An 18011-nucleotide genomic window follows, 5' to 3' on the forward strand; every position below is an offset into this window, starting at 1 on the left:
GATTATGATTCCACAACAACAGAATAAATATCTTGAAAACACCGTCCAAAACGCCACACCCGCACAACTACTAATTATGCTTTGTGATGGTGCCATTCGATTTTGCAAACTAGGTATTGAAGGAATCAATCATAAAAAGTATGATGACGCAAGTAAGTATCTTTTTCGGGTGCAAGATATTATTAAAGAATTTATAATAACACTTGATCAGAACTCAGCAATTGCTGAACAATTGCTCCCATTATATGAGTATTTTATCCAACGGATTATTGAGGCAAATACGAAAAAAGATCCGAACCCTGCTATTGAAGTTCTCGGTTTTCTAGTAGAACTAAAGGAAACTTGGTACCAAGCTGCTAAATCAGCTATGGCCGCTCCAGGCATTCGTCATGGATAAAATTGTTGAGGCCATTGTTGAGTTAACCACTCAGTTTGTGCAAGGGATTGAGGAGATAAGGTACGAAGATATAAATCCTTTTTTAGATCAGAGAGAGAGATTGCTCACGCAATTGAAGCAAGGAACATGGACACCTGAGGTTGTGAACAAGAATAAAGAGTTACTTGAATCGATTACGCCTTTGAATATTATTATCATGGCCAAGATTAAAGAGTTTAAGCAAGAGGCTGCCTTTCAATTAGGCAAGATGGAGCAGGCTAAAGTTCAAAAACAAGGCTATGATGTTCATTATTCATCGGATGCCGCTTATTTTGATAAGCGAATTGGAACTAATGGTATTTGAAGATAGCCCCAAAAGACTTGGAACTACAAAGTCTTTTGGGGTTATTTTATTTCTAACCATTATTGTGGACAAACTATTTCTAAAATGTTCTCTTGTGCATAAACCAACCACAATAAACCCAAGTTATCCAAAACCCTCCCCCCACAACCTGTGGATAATGTGTACAATTATGTGTATAACTTTGTTGATAAAATGTAAAGAAGCCCGATACGACAAGTTTTTACAAATTCTGCAGTTATCCACGGCTTGTATATACCCGAATTTTCAAAATATTTCATCAAATGGTAAGTTAGAAATTGACAGGTCAAGCAGGCTGGTGATATAGTCAAAAAGTAAGGGCTTACATTTTATTACTTTTTAAAACGAAAGGAATGTGTACGTTATGCAAGGTAAAGTAAAATGGTTTAACGCAGAAAAAGGGTATGGTTTCATTGAGCGTGAAGATGGTGGAGATGTATTTGTACATTTCTCCGCGATTCAATCCGAAGGCTTCAAAACGTTAGACGAAGGTCAGGCTGTAGAGTTTGACATCGTTGAAGGCGCAAGAGGACCACAAGCCGCTAACGTAAGCAGATTATAACCGCATTCGGCACCACAGTGCCGCTCGAATACATCTACGAATGAGCTAGCACCCTGGGAATAATCCTGGGGTGTTTTTTTGCATAATGGATAGATCGGAATTTAAAGGAATTATGAAGATGGGGGTGGAATGTAGTATAATGTAAGCAGGAAGGGAGATGTTGAACATGGAAATTAGCATTCGCGGAGAACACCTTGAAGTAACTGAAGCCCTCAGGGACTATGTCGACAAGAAATTGAACAGACTAGAGAGGTATTTTGAAGCTCCCCTTACATCAGATGTACAAGTAAAGCTTAGCGTGGTCAAAGGTTTACAAGCTATTGAGGTAGGTATTCCCCTAACAGGCGTGCTGCTGAGAGCTGAAGAACGCAACAATGATATGTATGCGTCGATTGATTTGGTCGTAGACAAGTTGGAGCGTCAGATTCGTAAGCATAAGACGAGAACAAACCGGAAAATTCGCCAAGAAGGCGGCAAGCGTGATTTATTTAAAGTGGAAACATCACCTGTTACTTATCTGGAAGAGGAAGATGACTTTGAACTGGTCCGCAACAAACGCTTCGATTTGAAGCCGATGGATGTGGAAGAAGCGATTCTACAAATGAACATGGTAGGCCATAATTTCTTCGTTTTTTCGAACATGGATACGGATCAAGTCAATGTAGTTTACAAACGTGATGATGGCAAGTATGGTCTGATTGAGCCGGCTGTTTAATAAGAAGCGGAGCAACTCGAGACATCCCTATAACAAAAAAATGAGCTTGATTCGATTTTGTCGAATTAAGCTTTTTCTTATGCATGCAATCGGGACATCGATTCAATACTATAGAAATAAGGAAAAACGTGATCTTTTCATCCGCCTTGGATGTTGTGTATTGATGTAGGAATGGTCATTTGTTGCGGCAAGACCGTCAAAAGTGGTACAATTTAAGGATACGAATGCAAGGGAAAGGGGTTCACCGATGCTAGGACTAGTGAAGAAAATTTTTGGTGATTCCAATGAACGGGAAATTAAACGGATGCTCAAGGCTGTTGATTATATCAACGACCTCGAAGCTAGCATTAAGCCGCTGTCCGATGAGGAATTGAAAGGCAAGACAATCGAATTCAGAAATCGCTTGGAAAAAGGCGAGGAACTGGATGATTTGCTGCCTGAAGCTTTTGCTGTCGTTAGAGAAGCAGGCTTACGTGTTTTGGGTAAACGTCATTACGATGTTCAGCTTATTGGGGGTATGGTGCTTCACGAAGGCCGTATCGCGGAGATGAGAACAGGGGAAGGGAAAACGCTCGTTGGAACACTTCCTGTTTATTTGAATGCTTTGCTTGGCAGAGGCGTTCACGTGGTTACGGTCAATGATTATTTGGCTCAACGTGATAGCGCCGAGATGGGACAGATCTATGAGTTCCTCGGTTTGACGGTTGGGGTTAATCTACATGACCTATCCCATGAGGAAAAGCAAGCGGCTTACGCTTGTGATATTACGTATGGTACGAATAACGAATACGGTTTTGACTACTTGCGTGATAACATGGTGCTTTACAAAGAGCAGATGGTTCAGCGTCCGCTTTATTTTGCGGTTATCGATGAAGTTGACTCCATTTTGGTCGATGAGGCGAGAACGCCTTTGATTATTTCGGGACAAGCGGCTAAGTCGACAGACTTGTACTACGCGGCTGACCGTTTTGTGGCTAAGTTGAAAGAAGAAGAGGATTACACGATTGATATTAAAGTGCGTTCCGTGGCTCTTACTGAAGAAGGGGTAGCTAAAGCGGAGCGTGCATTCGGCATTGAGAACTTATTCGATCATCAAAATGTGAATATCAACCATCACGTGACTCAAGCGCTTAAGGCTCGTTTCATTATGAAGCGCGATGTGGATTATGTGGTACAAGAAGACGAAGTCATGATTGTTGATGAATTCACGGGCCGTATTATGACTGGCCGTCGTTATAGTGATGGGTTGCATCAAGCCATTGAGGCCAAAGAGCAGCTTCAAGTTCAGAATGAGAGCATGACGCTGGCGACAATTACATTCCAGAACTATTTCCGGATGTACCGCAAACTAGCGGGTATGACAGGTACTGCGAAGACGGAAGAGGAAGAGCTCAAGAAGATTTATGGTCTTGAAGTTATCATTGTTCCGACAAACCGCCCGATGATTCGTAAGGATATGCCGGATGTTGTTTATAAGTCAGAGATGGGTAAATTCAGAGCGGTTGTTGAGCAAATTGTAGAGCGTCATAAGCTGAACCAACCGGTACTTGTAGGTACGGTATCTATTGAGAACTCCGAGAAACTTTCGGAAATGCTTAAGAAAAAAGGCGTTCAGCATAAAGTACTCAATGCGAAGTACCATGCCGAGGAAGCTGAAATCGTAGCGCGTGCAGGTCAACCAGGCGCTGTGACGATAGCAACGAACATGGCGGGCCGCGGTACGGACATTATGCTCGGTGAAGGTGTACATGAAGCAGGCGGACTGCATATCATAGGTACAGAACGTCATGAAAGCAGACGGATCGATAACCAGCTGCGCGGGCGCGCAGGCCGTCAAGGTGACCCTGGTTCATCACAGTTCTACCTCTCCCTTGAGGACGAATTGATGAAACGTTTCGGCGCTGACAATATCATGGCGATGATGGATCGCCTCGGGATGGAAGAAGATCAGCCGATTGAAAGTAAATTGATCTCGCGTGCCGTCGAATCGGCCCAAAAACGCGTTGAGGGTAACAACTTCGACGTGCGTAAAGTCGTTCTTCAGTATGACGATGTAATGAATCAACAACGGGAAATTATATATAAACAGCGCCGCGAGCTGCTGGAGTCCGAAAATATTCGTGAAGTTATCGAGGGTATGATCAACGCGGTTATCGAACGCATCGTGAAAGCACACTGTCCGGAGGAACAAATTCCGGAGGAGTGGGAGCTTCAGGAAGTAGCTAACTTCGTGAACAACAACTTCTTAACTGAAGAAGGCCAGATTACGGATCAAGATATTTGGGGCAAAGAACAAGAAGAGATTATCGACTATATCAAAGATCTCGTTAGCAAACGTTATGATGAGCGTGAAGCTGAGATCGGTGAAGAATTCATGCGAGAATTCGAAAAGGTTGTTGCTCTTCGTGCGGTAGATAGCAAATGGATGGATCATATCGATGCGATGGATCAGCTGCGCCAAGGTATTCATCTTCGTGCTTACGGCGGAACGGATCCGCTGCGTGAGTATCAATTCGAAGGCTTCGAGATGTTCCAAGAAATGATCGACAATATCCGCGAAGAAGTTGCGATGTACATCATGAAGGCTCACGTACAAAGCAACCTGGAGCGTCAAGCGGTAGCCGAAGGTCAAGCGGTGGATACGAAGAACGAAGCTGGCGGGAAGAAACCGCTCGTGCGCGGCGATGAGCAGCGTATTGGACGCAACGACCCATGTCCATGCGGCAGCGGGAAGAAATTCAAGCAATGCCACGGACAAGGTAGCTAATCGATCTGAGAAGCGTGCGCCCAAGTCCGGTTGGCAGGTCACAAGCAGAATAAATGAGGTGTAAGACATGCTGGAACCAGAAGTAAAACAAGATTTAAGAGAGACAGCAAAGCGACTAACCGAATTACGGGGGTCTCTTTGACTTAGATCATAAGCTTGAAGCGATCGGGGATTTTGAGGAAAAAATGGGGGCGCCGGACTTCTGGGACGATAATGATCGTGCCCAGAAGACCATCGCGGACCTCAACGCCATCAAAAGTGTCGTTGATCAGTTCCAAGGCTTCTCGAACGAGTTCGACGACCTGCAGGTCATGGTCGAGCTCGAGGAAGAGGAGAGTGATGCCGGCCTAGTGAAAGACATTGAAGCAGGCATCGATGCTTTGAAGAAGAAGCTCGAATCCTTCGAGCTAGGGTTGCTTCTCAATCAGCCGTATGACCGGCTGAATGCGATCCTGGAGCTGCATCCCGGTGCCGGCGGCACCGAGTCGCAGGACTGGGCGGAGATGCTGCTGCGCATGTACCGCCGCTGGGCGGAGAAGCGGGGCTACAAAGTCGAGGTACTCGACTATTTGCCCGGCGACGAAGCCGGCGTGAAGAGCGTCACGCTGCAGATCACAGGCTTCAACGCCTACGGCTATTTGAAGGCAGAGAAGGGCGTGCATCGGCTCGTACGGATCTCGCCGTTCGACGCCTCCGGTCGTCGTCACACCTCGTTTGCGTCGTGTGACGTCATGCCGGAGATCGAGGACGACACAGACGTGGGAGAGATCCGCTCCGAGGATCTCAAAATCGACACGTACCGCGCAAGCGGCGCCGGCGGTCAACACATCAACACCACGGATTCGGCTGTGCGGATTACGCACATACCAACGGGTGTCGTGGTGAGCTGTCAGCAAGAACGCTCGCAGATTAAGAACCGCGAGAAAGCGATGAAGATGCTTAGGTCTAAGCTCTACGAGCGGAAGATCGAAGAGCAGCTGAAGCATCTCGCAGAGATTCGCGGCGAGCAGTCTGACATTGCCTGGGGCAGTCAGATTCGTTCTTATGTGTTTCACCCATATAGCATGGTCAAAGATCACAGGACTTCAGCGGAAACTGGGAATATTGGCGCAGTCATGGATGGAGATCTCAATATGTTCATCGATGCTTACCTGCGTCATCAAATTCGGAAGCCCGAGTAGAACCTTTGCACAGGAAGCTGTGCGGGGAGGATCTAAGCCACCGAACCATTACCAAACGCAAAACGCATACATGGAGCTATAGAAGTTTATCCTACATCTGAAAGGTGTAGGATTTTTTCAAGTTTAATGTCAATCAGGGTTTGGGTAAGGAAATAGTGGGGATGGAACAACGAGGAGGAAGAAAAATTATGACACTTACTACGGAGCAGCGCATCACACTGCACGGCTTTAACAACCTTACGAAATCATTGAGCTTCAATATGTACGATATTTGCTACACCAGGACCAAAGAAGAACGCGAAGCGTACATAGAATATATTGACGAGCAGTACAATGCTGCCAGACTAACCAAAATTCTCAAAGCGGTAGCGGACATTATCGGTGCTCATGTGCTCAATATAGCCAAGCAGGATTATGATCCCCAAGGGGCAAGCGTAACGATGTTGGTCTCTGAGGGTCCTGTTGAAGGCGCTCCTGAAGCTTCGTTTAAGGAATCCCCGGGGCCTTTGCCGGAGACAGTGCTTATGCACCTGAACACCAGCCATATCACGGTTCATACTTATCCGGAGTATCACCCTGATGAAGGGATCAGCACGTTTAGGGCGGACATTGATGTATCCACATGCGGGGAAATTTCGCCGCTAAAAGCACTGAATTACTTAATCCATTCCTTCGATACGGATATTATGACGATGGACTACCGGGTTCGAGGCTTCACTCGGGATATTAACGGGCATAAGCTGTTTATTGATCATGATATCAGTTCGATTCAGAATTACATTCCTGAGGAAATCAAAAACATGTACGACATGATCGATGTGAACGTGTATCAGGAGAATATTTTTCATACAAAATGTAAGCTGAAAAAATTTGATTTAAACAATTATTTGTTCGGTTACACGAAAGAGAAGCTGAGCGAAGCGGAACAGAAGGACATTACAGAAAGTGTAAAGTGGGAAATGGACGAAATATTTTACGGTAAAAATATGAGTGCACCCCTGTTGTAGGAGTAGGTTTGGTACCGAGAGGAGGGCCGTTCGTGCCCAGAAGAGAACCGCGAATACGGATAGGAAGTCCAGCACATTCCGTATTTGAGTATACATTGATGTTGATCGGCTCGCTCATTATGGCGGCTAGTTTTAACTGTTTTTTGAATCCGAATCAAATTGCCACGGGCGGGGTTTCAGGTATTTCTACGATTGTTCAACATTTGACGGGTCTTAATCCGGCGTTGACGCAGTGGGCCCTGAACATCCCGATTTTCTTGTTAGCTTTATGGCTGCTAGGCGGACAGTACGGAGTTAAGGCGGCGGTTGGGTCGGTTATATTTCCATTGTGTGTACTCGTAACCAGCCATTTAGGAGTGCCAACGCAAAATCCCTTGCTTGCATCCGTCTATGGAGGCATTGGTGTTGGACTTGGACTCGGCATCGTCTTTCGAGGACGAGGTTCCACGGGGGGACTTGGGCTAGCGGCGCAAATACTGCATAAATACACGGGCTTAAGTTTAGGATTCTCTGTAGCGGTTTTTGATGGATTGGTCATTCTAAGCTCCGCACTTGTTTTTACGCCTGAAAATGCCCTGTACGGGTTAATTGGGTTGTTTGTCACCACGAAAACGATCGATATCGTTCAACTCGGCTTCAACTATGCCAAAGTGGCCTTCATTATTTCTGATCATACAGAAGCTATACGCAAAGCGATTTTATATGATTTGGACCGTGGACTTACGGAGCTTAATGGATCCGGCGGATTTACAGGGGAATCGCGAACAGTCTTGATGGTCGTAGTGAAACAAAATGAAGTAAGTCGATTGAAAACGCTAGTCCAGTCGGTGGATCCGCAGGCTTTTGTTATTTTGAGTGAAACGAATGAGGTACTTGGGGAAGGTTTCAAACGACATGCATAGCGTGAGGCTAAATAATAGAATGGCGCACTTAGGTGCGTCTTTTTTGTGTATAACTTTGCAAAAGAATGAACCGACTGTGGATAAATTGTGCATAATCTGTGGATAATTACACCACTTACCCACATTCCTCAAAAATGAAGAAATAATCACATACAAGATTTGCCTATATGCCGTATAATTTGGGATAATTGATTTGTTACAATAAACGGGTATCGATAAGGAAGAATTGGTTTTATGCACATGTTACGTGTAATTGATGCATATTGTGTATACTTCTTGTCGAAAGACAGGAATCCAAAGAATGAAAGAAGCGTCGTTTTTCAATGCAAAAATCCTTGAAATTCCTTGCTTAGTGACAACAATATTGTCAAAATTAGCACAAAAAAATTCATTGAATTATTATGTATACGACTGTATAATAATACATATATTTTCGGAACATCGGGAGGGAAATTCGAATGAGTCATGGAGTTAGAGCGGCTATTATTGGAGCCACGGGTTATGGTGGTGCGGAGTTGATTCGTCTGTTGCAGGCGCATCCTTTGGTACAGATTACTTCGGTCATCTCGACCTCTAATGCAGGAGCGCCGCTTGCGGAGCATTTTCCACACTTGCAGGAAGTGGTTGTTGATATTCTAGATGTGCTTGATGTTGATTTGATTGCGGGCAAAGCGGACGTTGTGTTCTTGGCGACACCAGCTGGTGTGAGTGCAGAACTTTCACCAAAGCTTCTGGCAGCTGGCCTGAAGGTCATTGATATTTCTGGCGATTTAAGATTGAAGTCGAGTAGCGACTATGAAAAATGGTATAAAAAGCCGGCGGCTTCCGAGGAAGCATTGGCGCAATCGATTTATGGCTTGTCTGAGGTGTTCGGAGATGAAGTGAAGGGAAGCGATTTAATTGCTAACCCAGGCTGCTATCCGACAGCAACGCTGCTTGGTCTCATTCCGGCTGTCAAAGCGGGTTGGATTGATCCATCGACGATCATTATTGATGCTAAATCTGGCGTGTCCGGAGCGGGTCGCGGCGTTAATTTGGGCGTGCATTACGCGGAAGTGAATGAGAATTTAACAGCCTATAAAGTAAATAAGCATCAGCATATTCCGGAAATCGAGCAGGCGCTCAGCCGGATAGCAGGTAAGCCAGTTATAACAACGTTCACGACACACCTCGTTCCGATGACGCGCGGAATTATGTCTACCATGTACGCAACGATACAAGGTGAGCACACCGCCGAGGAATTTATTGAACTGTACCGTCAATATTATGAAGGTCGGAGATTTGTACGTATTCGTCAAAATGGTAAGCTCCCTTCTACGAAGGAAGTGTTCGGCTCGAACTACTGCGACATCGGCTTTGCGGTGGATGAGCGCACGGGGCGTGTGACCATCGTTTCCGTCATTGACAATGTGGTTAAAGGCGCTGCAGGTCAGGCCATTCAGAATTTAAATATTATGCAAGGCTGGGACGAAACGACAGGGCTGTTGTTCGCACCGGTGTATCCATAAACAAACAGACGAGGACGGATGAAGATGTCGGGTCAAAAGTTTACCGTTGTGTCGGAAGGCACAGTAACAACGCCGAAAGGCTTTCGTGCAGGGGGGCTGCACTGTGGATTGAAGAAGACGGAGCGCTATGATCTAGGCGCAATCGTCTGTGATGTACCAGCGGCAGCGGCGGGCGTGTACACGCTGAACGCGTTTCAAGCGGCACCGCTGCGGGTGACGCAGGAGAGCATCGCCCAAGGCGGCAAGCTGCAGGCGATGATCGTCAACAGCGGCAACGCCAATGCGTGTACCGGCGAGCAGGGCGAGCAAGACGCGTACGCGATGCGCGCTGCTAGTGCGAAGGCGCTAGGCGTGGCGGAGCACCACGTCGGCGTGACGAGCACAGGCGTCATCGGCGAGCTTCTGCCGATGGGGAAAGTGCTGAGCGGCATCGAGCAGCTGCCGCTTAAAGTGAAGGCAGACGGCGGCGAAGACTTCTGCCAAGCGATCCTGACCACGGATCTCACGCAGAAGATGACGTGTGTCCGTGTTGTCGTTGGCGGCAAGGAGGTTCACATTGCCGGGGCAGCGAAGGGTTCGGGGATGATTCACCCGAACATGGCGACGATGCTCGGTTTCATGACAACCGACGCGCCGATCGAGAGCGAATACCTGCAGCAGCTGCTTAGCAGGATCACAGATTCCACGTTCAACATGATCACCGTTGACGGGGATACGAGCACCAACGACATGGTCGTGGCGATGGCAAGCGGGTTGGCCGGCGGCGAAGCTTTGAATCCGGAGCATCCGGATTGGGAAGCGTTCGCGGCAGGGTTCCAGTACGTTGGCGAGTACCTCGCCAAGGCGATCGCGCGCGACGGCGAGGGCGCGACGAAGCTGATCGAGACGACGGTAGTCGGCGCGGAGAGCATTGAAGTGGCACGCAAGATCGTGAAGTCGATCATTGGCTCTAGCTTGGTCAAATCCGCTGTCTATGGCGCAGATGCGAACTGGGGTCGGATCATTGCGGCTGTCGGTTACTCAGGACAGCCGGTGAACGTGAACACCGTCGATATTCGCTTAGGTGATATCCCCGTGTTGGAGCAGTCGCGTCCGGTGAAGTTCGACGAGGAAGCGGCGCTTGCCTATTTGAAAACAGACACGATTCAAATTCATGTGAATTTACATATGGGCGCTGGCAAGGCTACGGGCTGGGGCTGCGACTTAACATATGATTATGTGCGGATCAATGCGGCTTATCGGACTTAGGTTTAGTTAAGTTACCGCAATAGGATCGCCACATAAGGAAGCAAAGGGGAACGAAAGCTTGTGAAGAACAATTGCTTTGTGATGAAATGCGGCGGCAGCACGCTCACTGCGTTACCGTTTAGTTTTTTTGAAGATATGCGTCAGCTTCAGGATGAGGGTATAGTAACTGTTATCGTTCATGGCGGAGGTCCTGCTATTTCAGAAACGCTAGGGAAGCTAGGGATAGAGTCCGGCTTCGTGAATGGCCTTCGGGTGACGAATGAAGCGGTGCTCGACGTTGTGGAGATGGTGCTTTCCGGCCAGATCAACAAAGAGATCGTACGCCGAATTCAGTTAACAGGCGCAATGGCGCTTGGATTGTCCGGTGTGGATGGACATTTGATTGAAGCGAAGCCGGTGGCGAATAGTCACGAGGTTGGCCTTGTTGGTGAGGTCACGAAAGTGAACGCAGAGCTGATACAAGGTGTCGTGAATATGGGCTACATCCCGGTGATCGCACCAGTTGGACTTGGCGCCGATGGCGGTCAGCGTTACAACATCAATGCAGATACGGCTGCAGGAGCTGTTGCTTCTCACCTTGGTGTGGAGCAGATGGTCGTGGTGACGGACGTTCCAGGCATTATGAAAACGGTGGATGGCGAGAAGCGGGTGCTTCCCGTTGTCAGCGTGGCAGAAATTGAAGAGATGATCGCTAGCGGAGATATCTACGGGGGGATGATTCCGAAAGTTCGAGCAGCGATTGCTTGTATCCAAGGCAGGGTCCAAGAAGTTGTCATCGTAAACGGCTCTGAGCCTAATGTGCTCAGCAAAGTACTGAAGGGCACGGGCATTGGCACGAGGATTGTGCGCTAACAATGGTTTTCATTGTAACAACGACCGATACGAGCTTGAAAATACCGCTTTAACGCTGTTTTTCATCCTAATGGTACAATTACAGGGGGCCGGAGCGAATTTAATGCTGTTTTTCATCTTTAAATAGGGCTGTAACGCTGGTTAACCTGTAAATGGACACACTTAACGATGATTATCATCGTTATAATTGAGATTCACCGTCAGGCTGTCTCCATAGCGATGAATAACATCGTTACCATACAAAAGGTTCTTAAACGGAGGTATCTGTGATGCAGCGGATTACGTTTATGTTTAAACAATTCTTAAGAGAGCCTCTATGGTTTAAAATACTTATTTCGACAACCTTGCTGGTTGCACTCATTTTTAGTAATTCTTATTTCTCCAATGATCCAGCTTATCAAGGTTTTTCCAAATTAGCGGCAGCAATCTTTTTCATTGCATACGGGATGAAAATGCGAAGGAATCGAACAACAGTTTTTATTTTATACGCAGCTGCAGCGATATGTCTTTATTTAGCTTGGCACAAGTTCGAACTTATGGGTTGAACCACAAACATTAAGGAGGGAATGTACATGACTGAAACGGGAAAAAGCTCGTTATTTCCAACCTATGCAAGATATCCAATCACACTAGTAAAGGGTGAGGGCAGCCGTCTGTGGGATGATACTGGCAAGGAATATATCGACTTGATGAGCGGGATCGCGGTGGCGAACCTCGGGCATGCGCCACAAGCGGTGAAGGAGAAGTTGATTGAACAACTAGATCAATTGTGGCATGTGAGCAATCTTTTCCATATTCCGAATCAAGAGAAGCTGGCTACTCTACTCACAGATAATAGCTGTGCAGACGCGGTGTTCTTCTGTTCCACTGGTGCGGAAGCGAATGAGGCTGCGATTAAGCTGGCGCGTCGCTATAACCAGAAGGTTTTGAACAATGGTCGGTACGAGATTATCACGTTCAACATGTCGTTCCATGGACGCACGCTGGCGACTTTGACCGCTACAGGTCAAGATAAAGTGAAGGAAGGCTTCCATCCGCTTCCCGGCGGCTTCGTTTATGCGCCTTATAACGATTTCGAGGCTGTCCGCAGTCTTGTAAACGAGCATACATGTGCCATTATGTTAGAGATGGTGCAAGGGGAAGGCGGCGTGCTGCCGGCTGATCCGGAGTTCGTGAAACAAATTGCAGAGCTGTGCAAGCAAGAGAACCTGCTTCTGATCGTGGATGAAATCCAGACGGGCGTAGGCCGTACAGGTAAGCTTTTTGCCTATGAGCATTATGGGGTGGAGCCGGATATTTTCACGTTGGCCAAAGGCCTTGGTGGAGGGTTTCCGATCGGTGCTATGTTAGGCAAAGCGTTCTTGGCTGAAGGATTCAGCGCTGGAAGCCACGGTTCAACCTTTGGTGGAACGCCGATAGCTACGGCTGCCGGATATGCGGCTGTGGACACAATTATCACGAATAAACTTCCAGAGCGTGCTGCAGAATTAGGCGATTACACGGTGAAGAAGCTGGAAAGCAAGCTTGCAGGCAATCCGCTTATTAGCAATATTCGCGGTATTGGTCTCCTCATCGGGATCGAATGCACACAGCCAGCAGGTGAAATCATTAGCGAAATTCATAAGCAAGGCGTACTCGTCATTCCGGCAGGGCCAAACGTTATTCGTCTGGTGCCCGCTTTGACCATACCGCAAGAAGATTTAGATCAAGCCCTAGATGTGGTGTGCAGTGTCCTCTCCCAGAAGGCATCAACCATCAGCAGCGTCTAGTAAAAGTTCCGTTTAGAGAGGTTGGATAACATGAATATGGCTGTAAAGGAAGAACTGGCTGCCCAGTTGAAGGGCAAGGATTTTCTTGCTTTAGTTGATTATACATCGGAAGAAATTGAATATTTGATTCACTATGCGATTGAGCTTAAACGTAAACAGAAAGCAAGAGAGCCGCATGCTGTGCTCGCTGGTAAGACGCTGGGAATGATTTTTGAAAAATCCTCGACGCGTACGCGTGTTTCCTTTGAAGTAGGGATGTACCAACTAGGCGGTCAGGCTCTATTCCTTAGCAAAAATGATCTGCAGCTTGGACGCGGCGAAACCGTTTGGGATACCGCTCAAACATTGTCCCGTTACCTGGATGGTATCATGATTCGTACGTACGAACACCGCAAAGTGATTGACCTTGCACGTGGATCAACGGTACCGGTCATTAACGGATTGACGGATTATGCCCACCCTTGTCAGGTTATGGCTGATTATCAGACGGTTTTGGAGAAAAAAGGCCGTTTGAAAGGTCTCAAAGTCGCCTATATCGGAGATGGCAACAATATGGTGCACTCCCTTATGATGGGTGCAAGCAAATTGGGAATGAATTTCGCGATTGCCTCGCCAGAAGGCTATGATCCTGATAAGGAAGTCATTCAGATTTCTAAGGAAAACGCAGCGCAAACCGGAGGCAGTGTCCTTCTTACTCGTGATCCACGCGAAGCCATTGAAAATGCGGACATCGTCTATACAGACGTTTGGGCAAGCATGGGCTTTGAGGCGGAGCAGCAGGAGCGGGAGATTGCTTTCAAGAATTTCCAAATCAACGAGGCGCTTGTGAAGCATGCCAAATCGGATTATTTGTTCATGCACTGCTTGCCTGCACACCGCGGGGAAGAAGTGAGTGAGGGCGTCATTGACGGCCCGAATTCCATCATTTTTGACCAAGCAGAGAATCGTCTTCATGCGCAAAAGGCCATTATGGCCGCGACAATGATATAATAATTCGTAACAGACATAGAAACGGAGAGATTAGTAGACATGGCTAAGGAAAAAATCGTTCTCGCCTATTCCGGCGGATTGGATACATCGGTTATACTCAAATGGCTTAAGGAGACTTACGACGCGGAAATCATTGCTTTCACAGCGGATATCGGGCAAAAGGATGAGCTGGACGGTCTGGAGGAAAAAGCGCTCCAAACCGGCGCATCCAAGATCTACATCGACGACCTGCGGGATGAGTTCGCGAAGGATTTTATCAACCCGATGTTCCAAGCGGGTGCCTTGTATGAAGGGCAATACCTGCTTGGCACTTCGATTGCTCGTCCTTTGATCGCGAAGCGCATGGTTGAGATCGCTCGCGCTGAAGGCGCAACAGCGATTGCTCACGGCGCTACAGGCAAAGGAAACGACCAAGTGCGTTTCGAGCTGACAGCAGCGGCGTTGGCGCCTGAGCTGTCCGTGATCGCGCCTTGGCGTCTAGAAGAATTCCGCGAACAGTTCCCGGGTCGCGCAGAGATGATCGCATATGCCGAGAAACACGGCATTCCGGTTACGGCATCAGCGGCGAAGCCGTATTCGACGGATCGTAACCTGCTGCACATCTCTTTCGAGAGCGGCATGTTGGAGGATCCTTGGTTTGATGCTGCATCCGACGAGAACAAAGGCATGTACGTCCTGAGCGTAGCTCCGGAAGATGCGCCAGATCAAGCGGAGTATATCGAGCTTGAGTTCGACAAAGGTGACTGCGTAGCCATCAATGGCAACAAGTTGTCCCCTCTGCAAGTTATGGAAACTTTGAATGAGATCGGCGGCAAGCATGGTATTGGCCGTGTGGACATGGTCGAGAACCGTTTCGTCGGCATGAAGAGCCGCGGCGTGTACGAGACTCCAGGCGGTACGATCCTTTTCACCGCTCACCGCAAAATGGAATCCCTTACGATGGACCGCGATGTTATGCACCTTCGTGATTCCCTTATTACGAAATATGCGACACTTGTCTACAACGGCTTCTGGTTCGCACCTGAGCGTTTGGCGATTCAAGCTCTTGTGGACGAAAGCCAAAAGAACGTAACAGGTACTGTACGCTTGAAATTGTACAAAGGCAACGTGATGGGCGCTGGTGTGAAAAGCCCAGTATCCTTGTACAATCCAGATATTGCTACAATGGAAGCAGATCCGACGAAAGCATACGACCAAGGCGATGCAGCAGGATTCATCCGCTTGAACGCGCTTCGTCTGAAAGTATCTTCCGGCGTGGAACAAAAGGCAAAGAAGTAATTCTATAGCAGCTCGGCCCGCTGGCTTTCCCTTCGTGGAAAGCCTTTGGGTTGTCCATAAGTTTTTTCATAAGTCTTTCCATAAGTGTGTTAATACGAGAGGAGCCATGCACGGTGTCTAAGCTTTGGGGTGGGCGATTTACGAAGAAAACCGACCAATTGGTCGAAGAATATACCGCATCGATTACATTTGATAAAGAGTTAGCCGAGGAAGATATTGAAGGCAGCTTAGCGCATGTGACGATGCTTGGCAAGTGCGGCATTCTTCCTGCGGATGATGTAGAGAAAATCAAGGATGGCTTGCTGGCTGTGCAGGGCATGATCCGCCGCGGCGAGTTGGAGTACACGATTCAGAATGAAGATATTCATATGAATATTGAGAAAACCTTGATCGACTTGATCGGGCCTGTCGGCGGGAAGCTTCATACGGGCCGCAGCCGTAACGATCAAGTGGCGACGGACATGCATCTCTACCTGCGCAAGCGGGTGGTTGAGTTCGTAGGCCTGCTGATCAAGCTGCAAGAAGCTTTGCTTGAGAAAGCGAAGGATAATCTCGATACGATTATCCCTGGGTATACGCATCTGCAGCGTGCGCAGCCGATTCTGTTCGCGCATCACATGATGGCTTACGTCAGCATGTTCCAGCGTGACCTGGAGCGCTTGCAGGACAGCTACAAGCGCGTAGACATGCTGCCGCTCGGCGCTGGCGCGCTCGCCGGCACGACCTTCCCGATCGACCGCCATTTCGTGGCGGAGCAGCTCGGGTTCGGACGCGTGTACGAGAACTCCCTGGATGCGGTCAGCGACCGCGACTTCATCCTAGAGTTCCTCTCTAACGCGTCCATGATCATGATGCACCTTTCTCGCTTCAGCGAGGAAATGGTGCTCTGGTCCTCAACCGAGTTCGCGTTCATCGAACTCGATGATGCTTTCTGCACCGGCAGCTCGATCATGCCGCAGAAGAAGAACCCGGACGTGGCGGAGCTCGTCCGCGGCAAAACAGGCCGCGTCTACGGCAACTTGTTCGGTCTGATGACCGTGCTCAAGTCGCTGCCGCTGGCGTACAACAAGGACATGCAGGAAGACAAAGAAGGCATGTTCGATACGGTTCGCACCCTGCAGGGCGCGCTTCAACTATTCGCTCCTATGGTTGCTACGATGAAGGTAAACTCAGATCGTATGAGACAAGCTGTGAACCAAGATTTCTCGAACGCAACAGATATCGCAGATTACCTAGTGAACAAAGGTCTGCCTTTCCGTCAAGCACACGAAGTTATCGGCAAAACGGTTCTGTACTGCATCCAAAACAAAAAATATCTACTCGATATGAGCATCGAGGAGTTCAAAACCTTCTCCAGCCTCTTTGAGTCCGATATTTATCAGGTCCTACAGCCTGAGCAAGTGGTTAACGCGCGTAATGTTTACGGGGGAACGGCCAGCAACCAAGTAACAGAGGCGATCGCACGCGCTGAGCAAGTACTGGCGCAGTCGAACGAGTGGTTGCAAGTATATTTAGAAAAAAGCAAGTAAACGAATAGACAAAAAGCCTTCAAAGCCATCAAATCTGATGGTCTTGAAGGCTTTTTCTTATCTGCCGGTAACGGAGATAAACCCTGTATCTGCCCGTACCGTTATTTTTTTACTGCCATCACCAATGGTACCCTTTACGGAATGATGATCGGTCCGTTGTACATTTACACCAGGTACTTCCAGATTGGCACTGCCCGTGTCGGTTCTTAGATCGAAGCTTGCACTTTTGGGAGTAGGATCGAGCTGAAGACGAATCGAGCCTGTGTCGGATTCAATCGATACGGAATCTCCGATATCGTGCAATTTAGCCGTGATGCCGCCTGTATCTGTTCTCATCTTTACATCGCCTTGCCCATCCTCTACGTTAATACGCCCTGTATCTGTTTGAAGATTTAGCTGCTTCCCTTCGTAACGATCAATGGAAATGCCGCCTGTGTCGGTGCTGACGGTAAGTTTGTCGGCTTTTACTTCTTTGAAGTTGATGCCCCCAGTATCCGAGGAAACGGTGATAGCTTTGTACATTTTTTCTGGAAGAGTGACTTCTGTTCGTAATCGGAAACCTTGGTTATTGATCAGGGCTTTCAATTGTGTCAAATCGAAACCAAAATTAATTTGTGGTTTCTTCTGTGTACATACGTCTACTCGCCATACATTGCTTCCTTCTGTTGCCGCCTCAATCGTGCAGTTTTTAGCAGCATTCTCTCCAAGTGTTCCTACGAGATGTACTTTAATTTCATCGGAATTACTTGGGATAAACGTTACTCCGGAGATGTCATTTTGAATAATTAATGTATCAATATTGGCTGCGGGAATCTTCTTTTCGATATCAATATTCGTTACACCTGCGCTCCAGTCTACCTCTTTGAAAGAAACAGCTGCTCCAATTAGACCGACCCCAAGGCAGGCAAAGCCGAGCAATAAGAAAAATTTGACGCCACGTTTCAT

Annotated in this window: 17 protein-coding genes; 16 read left to right on the plus strand and 1 reads right to left on the minus strand. The window is 47.8% G+C overall.

Translation table 11 applies throughout. The features are described 5' to 3' along the window. The first annotated feature begins 4 nt into the window (after positions 1-4). The 16 genes from fliS to argH all read left to right on the plus strand — a co-directional run bounded on the left by fliS (position 5) and on the right by argH (position 17066). Entirely contained in the window at positions 5-397 is a 393-nt protein-coding gene (gene fliS / locus NYR53_RS00630; protein WP_261303496.1) for a flagellar export chaperone FliS, read from the plus strand. Next, positions 390-740, plus strand: coding sequence for a flagellar protein FliT (gene fliT, locus NYR53_RS00635; RefSeq protein WP_261303497.1), 351 nt, complete (start codon positions 390-392; stop codon positions 738-740). Before fliS ends, fliT begins: the two co-directional genes overlap by 8 nt. A gap of 382 nt (positions 741-1122) precedes the next feature. Beyond that, positions 1123-1320, plus strand: a complete 198-nt coding sequence (locus NYR53_RS00640) for a cold shock domain-containing protein (protein ID WP_028556842.1) — start codon at positions 1123-1125, stop codon at positions 1318-1320. A gap of 166 nt (positions 1321-1486) precedes the next feature. After that, positions 1487-2035 (plus strand): ribosome hibernation-promoting factor, HPF/YfiA family, encoded by a 549-nt coding sequence (gene hpf / locus NYR53_RS00645; protein ID WP_171640072.1) that lies wholly within the window; start codon positions 1487-1489, stop codon positions 2033-2035. A 247-nt stretch (positions 2036-2282) separates the two neighbouring features. Then, positions 2283-4802: a preprotein translocase subunit SecA gene (gene secA / locus NYR53_RS00650; protein WP_261303498.1), complete on the plus strand. Its 2520-nt coding sequence runs from the start codon at positions 2283-2285 to the stop codon at positions 4800-4802. Positions 4803-4869: 67 nt separating this feature from the next. Beyond that, positions 4870-5983, plus strand: a protein-coding gene (gene prfB / locus NYR53_RS00655) for a peptide chain release factor 2 (protein WP_261303499.1) whose coding sequence is annotated in 2 segments (ribosomal slippage) — positions 4870-4941 and positions 4943-5983 — 1113 coding nt in all. Because the reading frame shifts where the segments join, the coding sequence is not laid out codon by codon here. Positions 5984-6171: 188 nt separating this feature from the next. Then, positions 6172-6990 carry an adenosylmethionine decarboxylase gene (gene speD, locus NYR53_RS00660; RefSeq protein ID WP_261303500.1) on the plus strand — a complete coding sequence of 273 codons (819 nt, stop codon included), beginning with the start codon at positions 6172-6174 and terminating at the stop codon, positions 6988-6990. Between the two features lie 32 nt (positions 6991-7022). After that, positions 7023-7892 carry a YitT family protein gene (locus tag NYR53_RS00665; protein ID WP_437180118.1) on the plus strand — a complete coding sequence of 290 codons (870 nt, stop codon included), beginning with the start codon at positions 7023-7025 and terminating at the stop codon, positions 7890-7892. Between the two features lie 458 nt (positions 7893-8350). After that, positions 8351-9400, plus strand: coding sequence for an N-acetyl-gamma-glutamyl-phosphate reductase (argC, locus tag NYR53_RS00670; RefSeq protein WP_261303501.1), 1050 nt, complete (start codon positions 8351-8353; stop codon positions 9398-9400). Positions 9401-9424: 24 nt separating this feature from the next. After that, positions 9425-10648 (plus strand): bifunctional glutamate N-acetyltransferase/amino-acid acetyltransferase ArgJ, encoded by a 1224-nt coding sequence (gene argJ, locus NYR53_RS00675; protein WP_261303502.1) that lies wholly within the window; start codon positions 9425-9427, stop codon positions 10646-10648. An 81-nt stretch (positions 10649-10729) separates the two neighbouring features. Further along, on the plus strand, positions 10730-11500 hold the full coding sequence (gene argB / locus NYR53_RS00680; protein ID WP_261306230.1) for an acetylglutamate kinase: 771 nt from the start codon (positions 10730-10732) through the stop codon (positions 11498-11500). A gap of 269 nt (positions 11501-11769) precedes the next feature. Continuing rightward, positions 11770-12045: a hypothetical protein gene (locus NYR53_RS00685; protein ID WP_261303503.1), complete on the plus strand. Its 276-nt coding sequence runs from the start codon at positions 11770-11772 to the stop codon at positions 12043-12045. A 27-nt stretch (positions 12046-12072) separates the two neighbouring features. Next, positions 12073-13269 carry an acetylornithine transaminase gene (gene argD / locus NYR53_RS00690; RefSeq protein ID WP_261303504.1) on the plus strand — a complete coding sequence of 399 codons (1197 nt, stop codon included), beginning with the start codon at positions 12073-12075 and terminating at the stop codon, positions 13267-13269. A gap of 30 nt (positions 13270-13299) precedes the next feature. Continuing rightward, complete coding sequence (argF, locus tag NYR53_RS00695; RefSeq protein WP_261303505.1) at positions 13300-14259, plus strand: ornithine carbamoyltransferase; 960 nt, start codon at positions 13300-13302, stop codon at positions 14257-14259. Positions 14260-14298: 39 nt separating this feature from the next. Then, positions 14299-15537, plus strand: a complete 1239-nt coding sequence (locus NYR53_RS00700; RefSeq protein WP_261303506.1) for an argininosuccinate synthase — start codon at positions 14299-14301, stop codon at positions 15535-15537. 113 nt (positions 15538-15650) lie between these two features. Further along, on the plus strand, positions 15651-17066 hold the full coding sequence (gene argH, locus NYR53_RS00705; protein ID WP_029194886.1) for an argininosuccinate lyase: 1416 nt from the start codon (positions 15651-15653) through the stop codon (positions 17064-17066). Positions 17067-17123: 57 nt separating this feature from the next. Here the strand turns inward: argH and NYR53_RS00710 are convergent, their stop codons facing one another. Beyond that, positions 17124-18011 carry a DUF4097 family beta strand repeat-containing protein gene (locus NYR53_RS00710; protein WP_261303507.1) on the minus strand — a complete coding sequence of 296 codons (888 nt, stop codon included), beginning with the start codon at positions 18009-18011 and terminating at the stop codon, positions 17124-17126.

This window comes from Paenibacillus andongensis, assembly GCF_025369935.1.
Taxonomy (GTDB): Bacteria; Bacillota; Bacilli; order Paenibacillales; family NBRC-103111; genus Paenibacillus_E; species Paenibacillus_E andongensis.